The organism is Burkholderia pyrrocinia, assembly GCF_003330765.1.
GTDB lineage: Bacteria > Pseudomonadota > Gammaproteobacteria > Burkholderiales > Burkholderiaceae > Burkholderia > Burkholderia pyrrocinia_B.
Genome location: NZ_CP024902.1, coordinates 132,380 through 148,074, shown reverse-complemented (window position 1 = coordinate 148,074; position 15,695 = coordinate 132,380). Strand labels below are relative to the sequence as shown.

9 protein-coding genes are annotated in these 15,695 nt (G+C 70.1%); 2 read left to right on the top strand and 7 right to left on the bottom strand.

Features of this window, described 5'->3' with window-relative positions; genetic code table 11:
• Positions 1 to 14: 14 nt before the first annotated feature.
• The 4 genes from CUJ89_RS00680 to CUJ89_RS00665 form a co-directional block, all read right to left on the bottom strand.
• The gene (locus CUJ89_RS00680) at positions 15 to 1,445 is read right to left on the bottom strand and encodes an FAD-binding oxidoreductase (protein ID WP_114175458.1); all 1,431 of its coding nucleotides are present in this window, start codon (positions 1,443 to 1,445) and stop codon (positions 15 to 17) included.
• A gap of 13 nt (positions 1,446 to 1,458) precedes the next feature.
• Complete coding sequence (locus CUJ89_RS00675) at positions 1,459 to 2,247, bottom strand: ABC transporter substrate-binding protein (RefSeq protein ID WP_114175456.1); 789 nt, start codon at positions 2,245 to 2,247, stop codon at positions 1,459 to 1,461.
• Positions 2,248 to 2,298: 51 nt separating this feature from the next.
• On the bottom strand, positions 2,299 to 3,453 hold the full coding sequence (locus CUJ89_RS00670) for a pyridoxal phosphate-dependent aminotransferase (RefSeq protein WP_114175454.1): 1,155 nt from the start codon (positions 3,451 to 3,453) through the stop codon (positions 2,299 to 2,301).
• 211 nt (positions 3,454 to 3,664) lie between these two features.
• Positions 3,665 to 4,333 carry a TetR/AcrR family transcriptional regulator gene (locus tag CUJ89_RS00665; RefSeq protein ID WP_114175452.1) on the bottom strand — a complete coding sequence of 223 codons (669 nt, stop codon included), beginning with the start codon at positions 4,331 to 4,333 and terminating at the stop codon, positions 3,665 to 3,667.
• Between the two features lie 122 nt (positions 4,334 to 4,455).
• Here CUJ89_RS00665 and CUJ89_RS00660 point away from each other — a divergent pair, with 122 nt between their 5' ends.
• Together CUJ89_RS00660 and CUJ89_RS00655 are read left to right on the top strand one after the other, a co-directional pair.
• Positions 4,456 to 6,108, top strand: coding sequence for an acyl-CoA dehydrogenase family protein (locus CUJ89_RS00660; protein ID WP_114175450.1), 1,653 nt, complete (start codon positions 4,456 to 4,458; stop codon positions 6,106 to 6,108).
• 61 nt (positions 6,109 to 6,169) lie between these two features.
• Positions 6,170 to 7,678, top strand: a complete 1,509-nt coding sequence (locus CUJ89_RS00655) for a class I adenylate-forming enzyme family protein (protein WP_114175448.1) — start codon at positions 6,170 to 6,172, stop codon at positions 7,676 to 7,678.
• A 112-nt stretch (positions 7,679 to 7,790) separates the two neighbouring features.
• On the opposite strand, the gene CUJ89_RS00650 is transcribed toward CUJ89_RS00655, so the two are convergent.
• The 3 genes from CUJ89_RS00650 to CUJ89_RS00640 all read right to left on the bottom strand — a co-directional run bounded on the left by CUJ89_RS00650 (position 7,791) and on the right by CUJ89_RS00640 (position 15,592).
• On the bottom strand, positions 7,791 to 8,930 hold the full coding sequence (locus tag CUJ89_RS00650) for a branched-chain amino acid ABC transporter substrate-binding protein (RefSeq protein WP_114175446.1): 1,140 nt from the start codon (positions 8,928 to 8,930) through the stop codon (positions 7,791 to 7,793).
• Between the two features lie 84 nt (positions 8,931 to 9,014).
• Positions 9,015 to 12,947: a trifunctional transcriptional regulator/proline dehydrogenase/L-glutamate gamma-semialdehyde dehydrogenase gene (putA, locus tag CUJ89_RS00645; RefSeq protein WP_114175444.1), complete on the bottom strand. Its 3,933-nt coding sequence runs from the start codon at positions 12,945 to 12,947 to the stop codon at positions 9,015 to 9,017.
• 383 nt (positions 12,948 to 13,330) lie between these two features.
• The gene (locus CUJ89_RS00640; RefSeq protein ID WP_114175442.1) at positions 13,331 to 15,592 is read right to left on the bottom strand and encodes a primosomal protein N'; all 2,262 of its coding nucleotides are present in this window, start codon (positions 15,590 to 15,592) and stop codon (positions 13,331 to 13,333) included.
• Positions 15,593 to 15,695 lie beyond the last annotated feature (103 nt).

Here is a 15,695-nt window from a genome sequence, read left to right as displayed (position 1 = left end):
GGGAATCGACCCGGTCAAAGTACCTTGCCGGGATTCAGGATGCCGCGCGGGTCCAGCGCGGCCTTCAGGCGTCGCATCAGGCCGATTTCCGCATCGCTGCGCGTGTGCGCGAGATATGGCCGCTTGAGCGCGCCGATCCCGTGCTCGGCCGACACCGAGCCGCCCATGTCCCGCACCACCGCGTACACGCCGTGATCGAGCGCGTCGGCGTCCGTATCGGTCATCCCGGCCAGCGACACGCCGATATGCACGTTGCCGTCGCCGACATGGCCGAAGAACAGGCACGTGACCTCCGGCCAGCGCGCCCGCAGCGCCGCCTCGCAGCGCTCGGCGAACGCGCCGAGCTCGCCCGTCGGCAGGCTCACGTCGAAGTTGACGAGATGCGGCAGCGCATCGATCGAGAGGCCTTCGCGCAGCGTCCACAGATCGCGCGCCTGGCGCTCCGACGTCGCGAGCACCGCATCGTCGACGAGCCCTGCGTCGAGCCCCGCCGCAAGGCCGGTTTCCAGCGCGTGGTGCGCGTCGCCGCCCGGCGCGCTCGTCGCGCACTCGATCAGCACCGCGAAGCCGCCGTCGCCCGCGAACGGTGCGGTAATGCCCGGCGTATGGCGCGCGACGTAGTCGTAGAACGCCGGCCACATCGCCTCGAAGCTGACGACCTCCGGCAGCGTGCGCACGCGGTTCCACAATCCGACCACCGCGTCGTAGTCGCGCACGCGGCAGAGCGCCGTGGCCGGCGCGGCGAGCAACGGGTGCAGCCGCAGCACCGCGCGCGTGACGACGCCGAGCGTCCCCTCGCTGCCGATGAACAGCTGCTTCAGGTCGTAGCCCGCGTTGTTCTTCAGCATCCGGTTCATCGACGACACGATCGTGCCGTCCACGAGCACGGCCTCGAGCCCGAGCACCTGCTCGCGCATCATCCCGTAGCGGATCGCGCGCGTGCCGCCCGCATTCGTCGCGAGCATGCCGCCAATCTGGCACGAGCCGCGCGCGCCGAGATCGACACCGAACGTGAAACCCGCCGCTGCCGCGGCCTCCTGCACCGTCTGCAGCGGCGTCCCGGCGCGCACGGTCAGCGTGCCGGCCGCCGCGTCGAGCGCTTCGATGCCCGCGAAGCGTTCCATCGACAGCACGATCTCGCCGCCGAGCGCGACCGCGCCGCGCGCGAGCCCCGTCAGCCCGCCTTGCGGCACGACCGGTTGGCCGAGCCGCGCGCACAGCGCGAGCGTGCGCGACACGTCGTCGACGCTGCGCGGGCGCACCAGCGCGCGCGGCCGCACGCCGGTCGGCTCGTTGTATGCGGTGAAGTAGCGCGGATCGATGTCTGCCGAGCGCGTGACGAGCGCGTCGCCCAGTTCGGCGACGAGCACGGCGTCGAGCGCATCGCCCGACAGCGGCGCGCCGCCCTGTTTGCCGCCCGCGGCGGCCGTATCCCGGGTCTGCATCGCGCGGCCCCGCTTACTTCGTCGAGATGTCGATATCGCCGAAATACTTCAGGCCGAGCGACTTCACCGTGCCGTCCGCCTTCAGCTTGTCGATCGCCGCATCGAGCTTCGCCTTCAGCGCGTCGTCGCCCTTGCGCAGGCCGAACGCGATGCCGCTGCCGAGGATCCGGTCGTCGTGCACGGGCTGGCCGACGAACGAGAAGCCCTTGCCGTCCGGGCGCGACAGGAAGCCGCGCTGGCCGGACGGCGCGAGCACGAGCGTCGCATCGAGGCGGCCCGCCACGAGGTCCGCATAGGCCTGGTTCTGGTCCTGGTACGCGACGATCGCGACGCCGGCCGGCTCCCAGTGCGCCTTCGCGTAGGTTTCCTGGATCGACGCCTGCAGCACGCCGACGCGCTTGCCCTTCAGCGCTTCCGGTGTCGGCAGCAGGCCGCTGCCGGCGCGCGCGATCAGCTGGGTCGGCACGCGGTAGATGATCGTCGTGAAGTCGATCGCCTGGCGCCGCTGCTCGGTCGCGTTCATCGCCGAGTTGATCGCGTCGAACTTGCGGCCCTTCAGCGCGGGAATCAGGCCGTCGAACGACGTCTCGACCCATTTGCACGACAGCTTCGCCGTCTGGCAGACGGCATTGCCGACGTCGATGTCGAAGCCCTGCAGGTCGCCGTTCGGCGCTTTCGACTCGAATGGCGGGTATTGCGCCTCGAGGCCGAAACGCAGCGTCTGCGCATCGGCGAGCGCCGCGCCGGAGCCGATTGCGCACGCGAGTGCGAACGCGAGTTTCAGGGTTGCCGTGTGCTTCATGGTGATCTCCTGTGTCTGGTCGATGCGACGTCCCCGTCGCCGGTTTCCGTACTACAGCGAACGCAGCCGCCGCGCGCCTTCGACCAGCGTCGCGTCGTCCTTCGAAAAACTGAGCCGGATCACGCCGGCGTCGGTGCCGTCGGTATAGAACGCCGACAGCGGAATCGTCGCCACGCGCGCGTCGCGGATCAGGCGCAGCACAAAATCGCTATCGCTTTCGTCCGAGAAGTGCCGGAAACGCGCGAGCATGAAGAACGAGCCTTCGCTCGGCAGCAGCTCGAAACGCGAATCGGCCAGCTCGCGCGCGAGCAGGTCGCGCTTGGCCTGGTAGAACGCCGACAGGCCGAGATAGCTGTCCGGCCGCGCGAGGATTTCCGCGAACGCGACCTGCATCGGCGTGTCGGCCGCGAACACCATGAACTGGTGCACCTTGCGGATCTCGTCCATCAGTTCGGCCGGCGCGAGGCAATGGCCGACCCGCCAGCCCGTCACGTGGAACGACTTGCCGAACGACGACACGATCACGCTGCGCTCGGCCAGCTCGCGGTGGCGCGCCATGCTCTGGTGCGGTGCGCCGTCGAACACGACGTGCTCGTAGACCTCGTCGGACAGGATCACGATGTCCGTGCCGCGCGTGAGCTGCGCGAGCCGCGCGAGATCGTCGGCCGAGAACACGGTCGCGGTCGGGTTGTGCGGCGTGTTGACGATGATCATCCGCGTGCGCGGCGTGATCGCCGCGGCCACCTCGTCCCAGTTCACGCGGAAATGCTCGGGCGACAGCTTGATCGCGACGGGCGTCGCGCCCTGCAGCCGTACGATCGGCGCATAGCTGTCGAACGACGGCTCGAAATAGATCACCTCGTCGCCCGGATGCACGAGCGCGCTGATCGCCGCGTAGAGCCCTTCGCTCGCGCTCGCGATCACCGTGATCTCGGTCGCCGGGTCGTAGCGCGCGCCGTACAGCGCCTCGGTCTTCTCGGCGAGCCGCTCGCGCAGCGCCGCGACGCCGGCCATCGGCGCGTACTGGTTGTGCCCGTCGCGCATCGCGCGCGCGACGCCTTCGACGAGCGCCGGATCGGGCGCGAAATTCGGCGCGCCCTGCGACAGGTTCAACGCATCGTGCCGGGCGGCCAGCTGGCCGATCACCGTGAAGATCGTCGTCCCGACGTCCGGCAGTTTCGAACGGGGCGCGGTGGCGCTTCGCATGACTCCTCCTTCTGATGTCCTTCGGGCTGGCCCGCGCGCAGCGCGCGGCCCTGCATCTGCCGCATGATTTAGCCCCAGCCAATATCGGCGGACAATCGAAAGTTCGTCATGGCGGCCATGCATTTTTCTCATGGCTCGCGATATGAAGCGTGCAGCGGCAAGGCCGACCTGCCGGCCTGACATGCGCATCAGGCATTACCCCTAGGGAAGGCTACCCGCCCGCCGCCGCCAGATACGCGAGCAGCACGGCCCGCAGTTCGCCGCGCAACGCGACGAGGTCGAGCGCGGGCCCGAGCGTCAGCAACGCCTGCGAGATCCCGCCGTAGCAGACCGTGTGCGCCATCCGCGCAACCCCGTCGAGCCGCGCGGCCGGCGGCGGGTCGGCCGCGTGAGCGAGCGCGTCGCGCCACAGCACGACATACGCGTCGTAATGCCGGCGGTAGGCGGCGAGCGGCGACACCTGCCGCTCCAGCGCGAAGAATGCGCTCCACAGCGCCGCGTCGGCGCCGATCGCGTCGACCTGCAGGTCGACGAGCGCCGCGGCGAGTTCGGCCCGCGGCACGCCGCGCAGCCGCTGCGCCGCGTCGCGCAGCCGGTCGGCCATTGCCAGCACGCGACGGTGGATACAGAGCGCAGCGAGGCTCTGCTTGTCGCCGAAATACGCGTAGAAGGTGCCGATGCTGACGCCCGCGACGGCCGCGATCTCGCGGATCGTCGCCTTCGCGTAGCCGCGTTCGAGCAAAAGCTGAACGAACGCCTGCTGCAACGCGGCGGAGCTCGCCTGCGCGCGCGACTGGCGCGGCCGGCGGCGCAACGCGGGCGCGGGTTGCGCCGCCGGCTGGCCGGGCGGCGCCGGAACCTGAACATGTCGCGGCGGCATATTTGCTACTCTGGAATTCAGCAGGGAACGCGTTTTACCGGGGGCAGGAACCAGCGCCGAAGCGCCACCCGTGTTGCATGACGCCGGCTGCCCCGCGAAGCATGAGACCGGAGACAACCTCGATGACCGAATCGACTCACGCCGTCACGAACCAGTTCGACGAACTGGCCGACTATAACCTCTTCGCGACGGACGTCGCGCTGCGCGACGCGCTTACCCGCGCGGGCGCCGACTGGGCCGTGCCGCAGCTCGACGCGTACGGCGCGCGGCTCGGCAGCGCCGACACCGCGCAACTCGCCGATGACGCGAACCGCCACACGCCGGAGCTGAACACGTTCGACCGGCGCGGCCGGCGCATCGACCGCGTCGACTTCCATCCCGCGTGGCACACGCTGCTCGGCCAGTACCGCCGCGAAGGCTTCGTGTCGCTCGCGTTCCGCGATACGCGCCGCGGCCGCTGGGCCGCGACCGCCGCCGGCTTCTACCTGCATGGCCAGATCGAGGCCGGCACGCTGTGCCCGGCGACGATGACGCAAGCCGCGATTCCCGTGCTGCAGAAGGAGCCCGCGCTGTGGGATCTGCTGCGCGACAAGCTCTACAGCGACGACTACGATCCGCGCGACGTGCCGGTCGCCGACAAGCGCTCGATCTGGTTCGGCATGGGGATGACCGAGAAACAGGGCGGCTCCGACGTGCGCGCGAACACGACGCTCGCGACCGCCGTCGGCGCGGGCGGGCGCGGCGGCGAATACCGGCTGCGCGGCCACAAGTGGTTCTTCTCCGCGCCGATGTGCGACGCGCATCTCGTCGTCGCGCACACCGAGGGCGGCAGCCCGTCGTGCTTCTACGTGCCGCGCTGGCGGCCGGACGGCACGAAGAACGCGGTCGAGATCCAGCGGCTGAAGAACAAGGTCGGCAACCGCAGCAACTCGAGCAGCGAGATCGAGCTGAACGACGCGTGGGGCATCATGCTCGGCGACGAAGGCCGCGGCATTCCGACCATTATCGAGATGGCCACCACCACGCGGCTGAACTGCGTGCTCGGCAGCGCGGCGATGCTGCGCCAGGGCGTCGTGCAGGCGATCGCGTACACGCGCCAGCGCCACGCGTTCGGCCGCGCGCTCGCCGAGCAGCCGCTGATGCGCACCGTGCTGGCCGATCTCGCGCTCGAAAGCGAAGCCGCGCTCGCGCTCGCGATGCGCGTTGCCGACGCGTTCGAGCGCGACGACTCGCCGCGCGAACGCGCATGGAAGCGGATCGTCACGCCCGCCGCGAAATTCTGGGTCTGCAAGCGCGCGGTCGAGCTGAGCGGCGAGGTGATGGAAGTGTTCGGCGGCAACGGCTATGTCGACGACGGCCGGATCGCGCGGCTGTTCCTCGAGGCCCCCGTCAACTCGATCTGGGAAGGCTCGGGCAACGTGATGTGCCTCGACGTGCTGCGCGCGGTGTCGCGCGAGCCCGACGCGGCCGCCGCGCTGTTCGCCGAACTGGCCGACCTCGGCGCGGGCGAACCGCGCATCCGCGCGGCGCTCGACGCGCTGCGCGCGATGCTCGCCGCGCCGGCCGACACGCTCGAGGCGTCGGGCCGCGTGTTCGCGCAGCGGCTCGCGCTCGTCGCGCAGGCGTGCCTGCTGCGCCGCGATGCGCCGGCCGCCGTCGCCGACGCGTTCGTCGCGACGCGGCTCGCTGCACCCGACTGGGGCCGCATCGCAGGCGGCTTCGATCCGCACGCGATCGACGTCGCCGCGCTGCTGCGGCGTGCCTACCCGGCCTGACGCCTGTCCGTTTGCGTCAGTTCGCGTCAGTTCGCCTTCGTTCGCCCCGCCCGGAGCCCCGATGAACCTCGTCGCCGCCCTCGACCGCGCCGCCCGCGCGACGCCCGACAAGCCGTTCCTCGTCAGCGAATCCGCGACGATCACCTATGCCGCCGCGCGCGAGCGTTCGCACCGTGCGGCGGCCGTGCTGAGCGCGCTCGGCATCGCGGCCGGCGACCGCGTCGCCGCGATGTGCTTCAACACGCCGGCCTTCGTCGACCTGATGTTTGGCGCGTGGCGACTCGGCGCGACGTTCGTGCCGATCAACCACAAGCTGCAGGCCCCGGAAGTCGACTATGTGCTCGAACACAGCCGCAGCAAGGTGATCCTGTTCGACGTGGCGCTCGCGCCGGTGCTCGAACGCATCGTTCATCCGGCGCGGCGGCTCGTGACCGAAGGCGAGCTCGGCGGCGTGCCGTGCTTCGACACGATGTGCGCAACGATGGACGGCGTCGCGGGCATCGAGCCGGCCGACGGCGACATCGCGCAGATCCTCTATACGTCCGGCACGACCGGCCGGCCGAAAGGCTGCGTGCACAGCCACCGCACCGTGACGCTCGCGGCGATGTCGGCGGCGCTCGCGACCGGCATCGGCCGCAACGAGCGCACGCTGATGGCGATGCCGATCTGGCATTCGTCGCCGCTCAACAACTGGTTCGGCGGCACGCTGTACGCGGGCGGCACCGTCGTGCTGCTGCGCGAATACCATCCGCTGCGGTTCCTGCAGGCCGTCGAGCGCGAGCGCGTGACGCTGTATTTCGGCGCGCCCGTGTCGTACACGCTGCCGCTCGACACGATCGACGGCTTCGCGGCGTTCGACCTGTCGAGCGTGCGCGCGTGGCTGGTCGGCGGCGGCCCGATCGGCACCGCGCAGGCCGAACGGCTCGCGCGCGCGTATCGCAGCGACGCGTTCTTCCAGGTATACGGCATGACGGAAACGGGCCCGGCCGGCACGACGCTGTATCCGGACGAGCAGATCGCGAAAGCCGGTTCGATCGGCCGCCACGGCGGCCCGGGCGTCGACCTGCGCGTCGTGCGGATGGACGGCATCGATGCGCAGCCGGGCGAGACCGGCGAGATCTGGCTGAAGGCCGACAGCATGATGCTCGGCTATCTCGACGACGCAGCCGCGACGCGCGCCGCGTTCGCGCCGGACAGCTGGTATCGCACCGGCGACATCGCGCGGATCGATCAGGATGGCTACCTGTTCATCGTCGACCGGCTGAAGGACATGATCGTGACGGGCGGCGAGAACGTCTATTCGAAGGAAGTGGAAGACGTGCTCGGCGCGCACCCGGACATCGCCGAGGCGGCCGTCGTCGGCGTCCCGCACCCCGAGTGGGGCGAGACGGTCATCGCGCACGTCGTGATGCGCGCAGGCGCGGTGCCCGATGCGGACGCGCTGCGCGCGTTCTGCGGCGAGCGGCTCGCCGCGTACAAGATCCCGCGCGAGTTCGCGTTCGCGCAGGCGCTGCCGCGCACGCCGACCGGCAAGCTGCAGAAATTCCTGCTGCGCGTGCGTCGCGAGTAGCCGCGCGTCCGGCCGAAGAAAAAGCCACCGGGCCCGACGGCCCGGTGGCTGTTTCGCATGATCGGCCGGGCGGCGACGCTCGCCGCCGCCCGCGCTTCACGTCACCGGCTGCTTACTTGCCGCCGATGCTCTTCAGCGGCTTCCACTCGCCCTTCTCGACCTTGTACATCGTGATACCGCCGTTCTTCAGGTCGCCCTTCGCGTCATACGCGACGTGCGTCGACGTGACGCCGGCCATGTCCGTCTTCGCGAGCAGCGGCAGGTACTTCGCCGGATCGGTCGAATCGGCCTTCTTCATCGCGTTGAACATCGCCATCGCGCCGTCATACGCGTACGGCGAGTAGGTCTGCACGTCTTCGCCGAAGCGCTTCTTGTACTTGTCGGCGTACGTCTTGCCGCCCGGCATTTCCTCGAGCGGCAGGCCGGCCAGCGACGCGATCGTGCCTTCCGACGCATTGCCCGCGATCTTCAGGAACGTCGGCGTCTTCACCATTTCGCCGCTCATCAGCGGCGCGGCGATGCCGAGCGTCTTCATCTGCTTGACCATCGGCGCGGCCTGCGAATCCGCACCGCCGTAGTAGACGAGGTCCGGCTTCACGGCCTTCAGCTTGGTCAGGATCGCCTTGAAGTCGACAGCCTTGTCGTTCGTGAACTCGCGGTCGACGATCGTCGCGCCGCCGGCCTTCGCGGCCTTCTCGAACTGGTCGGCGAGACCCTGGCCGTAGGCCGTGCGGTCGTCGACGATCGCGATCTTCTTCATGCCGAGATCCTTCGACGCGAACGTGCCGGCCACGGAGCCCTGCTGCGTGTCGGACGTCATCATGCGGAAGGTCGTCTTGTAGCCTTGCTGCGTGTATTCCGGCGCGGTCGCCATCGCGATCTGCGGGATGCCCGCGTTCGCGTAGATGCGCGAGGCCGGGATCGTCGTGCCCGAGTTGAAGTGGCCGAGCATGCCCTTGATGCCGTCGTCGACCAGCTTCTGCGCAACCGTCGTGCCGGTGCGCGGGTCAGCCTGGTCGTCCTGCGTGTCGAGCACGAACTTCACGGCCTTGCCGCCGATCTTCGGGTTCGTCGCGTTGAAATCTTCGACCGCGAGTGCGATCCCGTTCTGCATATCCTTGCCGTAGTGCGCCTGCGCGCCCGTCATCGGCCCTGCGTAACCGATCTTCACGTCATCCGCATGGGCCGTCCCCGCCAGCGACATGACCGCGACGAACGTCGCGCCTGCCAGCTTTTTCATCGTGTGTTGCATAGCATCTCCTTGGTACCAGGGTAAATGGAGCGGCTTCGGGATCGCCTTGCCGCTTCCTTTGTTTGATCCGAACGGCAAGGATGATCAGCCGATCGTCATCAAATTCGCATTGCCGCCCGCCGCGGCCGTATTCACGCTCACCGAGCGCTCCGTCAGCAGCCGCTCGAGCGCGTAGTCTTCCGCGTCGCCGTTCTCGAACGCGCCCACCGACACGCCCTGCACCGACACGATCGGGCCCGGTCGCTGCGCGACATCCTTAACGAGCGTCTGCAGTTCGTCGCTGTCGCCTTCGAACAGCACCGCGTCGAACGCCGCGTCGGCCTGCTTGCGCACGGCCGCGTGCGCTTTCAGCGACGCCGGCAGCGCGGCGACCAGCGCCTCGCCGGCCGCGCCGGCGAACAATGCGCGGTTGGCCGTAGCCAGCACCGCCGCGAACTGCGCGCGCGCGCCGCCCGGCGTGGCCGCGACACACAGCACCGTGCCGCGCGGGCCGAGTGTATACGTGTTTCGCTCGCCCGTTGGCCCGGTCAGCACCGCGGTTGCGCCGGCCGGCACCTGGGCGAGATAACCGTCGCAACGCGCGGCCAGCGCCGGTTCGCGCTGCTCGATCAGCCAGTCGCGCAGCGTGGTGAGCGCCGCCGCCGGGTTGCCGCGCGCGTCGCCTTCGACCGCGCCGTCCGCCATCAGCATCTGCGCGAGCGAGCGCGGCAGGCCCGACGGACGCGTCGCGAGCAGGCGCTGCAGGTACAGCGCGCCGCCGGCCTTCGGACCCGTGCCCGACAGCCCTTCGCCGCCGAACGGCTGCACGCCGACCACCGCGCCGATCACGTTGCGGTTCACGTAGATGTTGCCGACGTGCGCGTTCGAGATCACGTGCGCGATCGTCTCGTCGATCCGCGTGTGGATGCCGAGCGTCAGGCCGTAACCGGTCGCGCGGATCTGCTCGAGCAGCTTGTCGAGCTGGTTGCGGCGGTAGCGCACCACGTGCAGCACGGGGCCGAACACTTCACGCTTCAACTCGTCGATGCTGCCGATCTCGATCAGCGTCGGCGCCACGAACGTGCCGTGTGCGCACGCATCAGGCGCCGGCAATTGCGTGACCGCGTGGCCCTTCTCCGTCATCGCCGCGACGTGCGTGTCGATCGTCTGCTTCGCGTCGCCGTCGATCACCGGGCCGACGTCGGTCGACAGCCGGTCGGGGTTGCCGAGCGCCAGCTCGTGCATCGCGCCCTTGAGCATCGTCAGCGTGCGGTCCGCGACCTCGTCCTGCAGACACAGAACGCGCAGCGCCGAACACCGTTGACCGGCCGAGTCGAACGACGACTGCATCACGTCCGCGACGACCTGCTCCGCGAGCGCCGACGAGTCGACGATCATCGCGTTCTGGCCGCCCGTTTCCGCGATCAGCGGGATCGGCTTGCCGTCCGGGTCGAGGCGCGCGGACAGCGTCTTGTTGATCAGGCGCGCGACTTCGGTCGAACCCGTGAACATCACCGCGCGGGTGCGCGGATCGGCGACCAGCGCCGCGCCGACGGTCTCGCCGTCGCCCGGCAGCAGTTGCACCGCGCCGGCCGGCACGCCGGCCTCGCGCAGCAGGCGCACGGCCTGCGCCGCGATCAGCGGCGTCTGTTCGGCCGGCTTCGCGAGCACCGTGTTGCCGGCTGCCAGCGCGGCTGCCACCTGGCCCATGAAGATCGCCAGCGGGAAGTTCCACGGGCTGATGCAGACCACCGGGCCGAGCGGGCGGTGCGTGTCGTTCGAGAATTCGTCACGGATCTGCGCGGCGTAGTAGCGCAGGAAGTCGACCGCTTCGCGGATCTCGGCGATCGCGTTCGGCAGCGACTTGCCGGCTTCGCGCACGATCAGGCCCATCAGCGTGTGCATCTGCGCTTCGAGCAGGTCCGCTGCGCGCACCAGGCAATCGGCGCGCGCGTCGACCGGCGTCGCCTGCCAGATCGGCGCCGCGGCCACCGCGTGCGCGAGTGCCGCGCTCACGTGCTCGGCCGTCGCTTCGCTGACCGTGCCGACCACGTCGCGCTGGTCGGCCGGGTTGCGCACGTCGCGGGCCGGTGCGTCGGCCAGCGCGTCGTCGGCGAGCATCGGCGCCGCGCGCCACGGGAAATGCGCGCTCGCGAGCAGCGCGGACGACAGCGACGCGAGACGGTGTTCGTTCGACAGGTCGAGGCCCATCGAATTGGGACGCTCGTCGCCGTACAGGTTGCGCGGCAGCGGGATCTTCGTGTGCGGCGCGCCGAGCGGCACGACCTTCGACGCTTCATCGGCCGGATCGGCGACCAGCTCCTTCACCGACACGGTTTTATCCGCGATGCGGTTCACGAACGACGTGTTCGCGCCGTTTTCCAGCAGGCGGCGCACCAGGTACGCGAGCAGCGTCTCGTGCGTGCCGACCGGCGCGTACACGCGGCACGGACGGTTCAGCTTGTCGCGGCCCGTGACTTCCTCGTACAGCGGCTCGCCCATCCCGTGCAGGCACTGGAATTCGTACTGGCCCGGGTAATAGTTCTGGCCCGCGAGCTGGTAGATCGCAGCCAGCGTGTACGCGTTGTGCGTCGCGAACTGCGGGTAGACGGCATCGGGCGCCGCGAGCAGCTTCTTCGCGCACGCGAGGTACGACACGTCGGTGTAGATCTTGCGCGTATAGACCGGATAACCTTCGAGGCCGTCGACCTGCGCACGCTTGATCTCGGTATCCCAGTACGCGCCCTTCACGAGGCGGATCATCAGGCGGTGACGGCTGCGGCGCGCGAGATCGATCAGGTAGTCGATCACGAACGGGCAGCGCTTCTGGTAGCCCTGCACGACGAAGCCGATGCCGTTCCAGCCCGCGAGATCCGGATCGAAGCACAGCGCCTCGAGCAGGTCGAGCGACAGTTCGAGGCGGTCGGCTTCTTCCGCGTCGATGTTCAGCCCGATGTCGTAGCGGCGCGCGAGCAGCGCGAGCGAGCGCACGCGCGGCAGCAGCTCGCTCATCGTGCGGTCCTGCTGCGAGCGCGAGTAGCGCGCGTGCAGCGCCGACAGCTTGATCGAGATGCCCGGGCCTTCGTAGATGCCGCGGCCGCCGGCCGCCTTGCCGATCGCGTGGATCGCCTGTTCGTACGACGCGTAGTAGCGCAGCGCGTCCTCTTCGGTCGTCGCCGCTTCGCCGAGCATGTCGTACGAGTAGCGGAAGCCGCGCGCTTCGTACTTGCGGCTGTTGGCCAGTGCTTCGGAAATCGTCTCGCCGGTGACGAACTGCTCGCCCATCAGGCGCATCGCCATGTCGACGCCCTTGCGGATCAGCGGCTCGCCGCCGCGGCCGATCAGCCGCGTGAGCGCCGACGACAGGCCCGCTTCGCTGTTGGTCGTCACCAGCTTGCCGGTGATCATCAGCCCCCAGGTCGCCGCGTTCACGAACAGCGACGGCGCGTGGCCGACGTGCGAGCGCCAGTCGCCCTTGCTGATCTTGTCGCGGATCAGCGCATCGCGCGTCGCGCGGTCGGGAATGCGCAGCAGCGCTTCGGCGAGGCACATCAGCGCGACGCCTTCCTGGCTCGACAGCGAGAACTCGTGGATCAGCCCTTCGACACCGCCGCCCGAGCTCTTCTCGCGCAGCGCCTCGACGAGCTTGGTCGCGAGCGCCTGCGCGTCCGCCTGCAGGTTCGCGGGCAGGCGCGCCTGGCCGAGCAGGAACGGCACGCATTCCGGCTCGGGGCGGCGATACGCGGCCGTGATCGCCGCGCGCAGCACCGATTGCGGCTGCACGTTCTGCGCGAACTCGAGGAACGGATGCGACGCGTTGTCGTCGTCGCCGTCCGCAGCCTGGCCGTCGGCGAGCTCCGTGACGCCGCTGTGGCCCGACAGCTCGGGCGGCAACTGGCCGTGCTCGATCCGCTCGAGATACGCGAAGATCGCCTGCTTGATCAGCCAGTGGGGAGTGCGCTCGAGACGCGCGGCGGCGTCTTTCAGGCGCGAGCGGAGAAGGTCGTCGACCTTGACGCCGAGAGTCGTGCTTGCCATGGTGGGTTCGTGCGCCGGTGCGAGCCCGGCAATAGGGTGTGAGAGGATGCGCGAAATCCTACGGCACGCAATAAAAAGGTGCAACCAAATTGAGAGGTGGGTTGCACCCTTTGGTTAGTCAATATAATCAGCCACTTACACCGTTGCAACCTAGGGGTTGCCCGTGGTCGGGGGATCGGTGTTTTCCCTGAGCGGGCCGGTTCGGCATGCGTGTGCAACCTTCGGTGCGGGCGGAAGCGGACGAAAACGGGTTGCACTGGGCAGGCCGGCGGGCGTTGCGCCGGGGTTGCGAGCGCGTGACGAGAGACAGTTCAGGGGGCACGGCGGCCCGGGCTTCGGGCTTCGGGCAGCAGCGCGCCGCGCGACGCTCGCGCGGGCGCCGCTCAGATATCCAGCGGATCGACCTCGACGCTCCACCGCAGCACGCCCTTCAGCGCGCGCAGCTCCGGCTGCCACGCGCGCAGCGCATGCTGCAGCGCCGCCCTTGACGCGCTTTCGAGCAGCAACTGCGCACGGTGGACGTTCGCGACCTTGACGATCGTCATCGGCACCGCGTCGTAGACGGTCACGCGATCGGCGCCCGGCAACCCCGGCAACGCGGCCGCGGCCTGCAGCAGGAACGCGAGCGCCGCGTCGAGCGTGCGCCCTTCGGCGCGCAGCAGCGCCTGGTAGACGAACGGCGGCAGGTGCGCGTCGCGGCGCTCGCCGAGCGTCGAATTCGCGAAGCCGACGTAATCCTGCCGCCCGAGCGCGTGGTACAGCGCGTGACGCGGGTACCGCGTCTGCACGAGTACCTCGCCCGGCAGCCCGGCACGCCCCGCTCGACCGCTCACCTGCATCAGCTGTGCGAACAGCCGCTCGCTCGCGCGGAAGTCGTGCGAGAACAGCGCGGTGTCGGCGTTGAGCACGCCGACGAGCGACACGCGCTGGAAGTCGTGCCCCTTCGCGATCATTTGCGTGCCGACGAGGATATCGACCTCGCCTGCATGCACATCGGAAAAGAGCGCTTGCGCGCTGCCCTTGCGGCGCGTGCTGTCCGCGTCGATCCGCAGCACGCGCGCGCCCGGCACGGCCTCGGCGAGCGCCTCCTCGATGCGCTGCGTGCCGCGCCCGAGCGGCGCGATGTCGACGTTCCCGCACTCGGGGCACGACCGCGGAATGCGCGCTTCCCAGCCGCAGTGATGGCAGCGCAGCGCATGCTCGGGCTTGTGCAGCACGACGTACGTGCTGCAGCGCGGGCAGCCCGCGACCCAGCCGCATGCGTCGCACGCGAGCTGCGGCGCGTAGCCGCGCCGGTTCAGGAATACCAGGCTCTGTTCGCCGCGCTCGAGCCGCGCCTTCAGCGCCGCGACGAGCGGCCCGGACAGCCCGCCCATCGACGCGCGCCCGCGCCGCCGCTCTTCTTCGAGATCGATCAGCCGCACGGTCGGCAGCGTCGCGTCGGCCACCGCGCGGCGCGACAGCGTGAGCCGCGTGTAGCGGCCCTGCTCGGCCTGCCACCAGCTTTCGAGCGACGGCGTCGCCGAGCCGAGCACGACCGTGATGCCGAGCTGCTTCGCGCGCCACACGGCGAGATCGCGCGCCGAATAGCGCAGCCCCTCCTGCTGCTTGTACGCGGGCTCGTGCTCCTCGTCGACGACGACCAGCGCGAGCGTCGGCATCGACGCGAGCACCGCGAGGCGCGTGCCGAGCACGATCCGCGCGCGGCCCGTGTGCGCGGCGAGCCAGTTGCGTGCGCGTTCGCCCTCGGCGAGCCCGCTGTGCAGCGTGACGATCGCGTCGTCGGCGAGCGCGCCCGCGAAGCGCGCGCGAAACGCGGCCTCGAACTGCGGCGTCAGGTTGATTTCGGGGACGAGCACGAGCGCCTGCGCGTCCGGCCGCGCGTCGAGCAGCGACGCGAGCGCATGCAGATAGACCTCGGTCTTGCCGCTGCCCGTCACGCCGTGCAACAGGAACGGCGCGAAGCCCTGCGCGGCGCGGAGCGCGTCGAGCGCCTCGGCCTGCTGGTCGGTCAGCGCCGGCGGCACAGCTCGTCCACCGGTTGTCGACAGGTTATCCACAGCTTTGGGCACAGGTGCGTCGGCCCAGCCGATCTCCTCGACGTCGACCCAGCCGCGCGCCGCCCAGTCGTCGAGCGTCGCGGCCGCCTTCGGATGCAGCGCGCGCGCGTCGGGCAGCGCCAGCGAGCCGGTATCGACGAGCGCCTGCGCGAGCCGCCGCAGCGCGGCCCCGCGCGCGGGCAATGCATCGGGCAGCGCCGCGCGGCCGGCTTCCGTCGGCCGGTAGCGCACCTCGGGCGCCAGCAGCCGCCCCCAGCGCCCGGCGTCGCGCAGCGCCTGCGGCAGCGCCGGCAGCGCGACCTCGCCGCGCCCGCGCTGATAGTAGTCGGCGGCGAACGACACGAGCGCGAGCCAGTCCGCCGACAGCGGCGGCAGGTCGGCGCAGATCGCGTCGATCGCGCGCAGCCGGGACGGCGGCACATCGGTGTGAGTCGTCACTTCGCAGACAAGCCCGACGGCCAGCCGTTTGCCGAACGGCACCTGCACCAGCGTGCCGGGGATGGGCGCCGGCTGCGCGTCGCAGCGGTAGTCGAACAGCGTCGCGAGCGGATGGTCGAGCGCGACGCGCAGGTAGGTGCCCTCCATCACGGCGCTCCGGCAGCGGCACGCGCGGCGTGGACGGCTTGCACCCGCCCCCGCATCGCGACGGCGGACTTAAAGTAAAACTTCAGATTCGGCGCTAAGTTTT

Excerpts from the sequence above, each read along its gene's own strand:
- putA (WP_114175444.1), bottom strand. The coding sequence starts at position 12,947 with ATGGCAAGCACGACTCTCGGCGTCAAGGTCGACGACCTTCTCCGCTCG.
- CUJ89_RS00670 (WP_114175454.1), bottom strand. The coding sequence starts at position 3,453 with ATGCGAAGCGCCACCGCGCCCCGTTCGAAACTGCCGGACGTCGGGACG.
- CUJ89_RS00655 (WP_114175448.1), top strand. The coding sequence starts at position 6,170 with ATGAACCTCGTCGCCGCCCTCGACCGCGCCGCCCGCGCGACGCCCGAC.
- CUJ89_RS00665 (WP_114175452.1), bottom strand. The coding sequence starts at position 4,333 with ATGCCGCCGCGACATGTTCAGGTTCCGGCGCCGCCCGGCCAGCCGGCG.
- CUJ89_RS00650 (WP_114175446.1), bottom strand. The coding sequence starts at position 8,930 with ATGCAACACACGATGAAAAAGCTGGCAGGCGCGACGTTCGTCGCGGTC.
- CUJ89_RS00640 (WP_114175442.1), bottom strand. The coding sequence starts at position 15,592 with ATGGAGGGCACCTACCTGCGCGTCGCGCTCGACCATCCGCTCGCGACG.
- CUJ89_RS00660 (WP_114175450.1), top strand. The coding sequence starts at position 4,456 with ATGACCGAATCGACTCACGCCGTCACGAACCAGTTCGACGAACTGGCC.
- CUJ89_RS00680 (WP_114175458.1), bottom strand. The coding sequence starts at position 1,445 with ATGCAGACCCGGGATACGGCCGCCGCGGGCGGCAAACAGGGCGGCGCG.
- CUJ89_RS00675 (WP_114175456.1), bottom strand. The coding sequence starts at position 2,247 with ATGAAGCACACGGCAACCCTGAAACTCGCGTTCGCACTCGCGTGCGCA.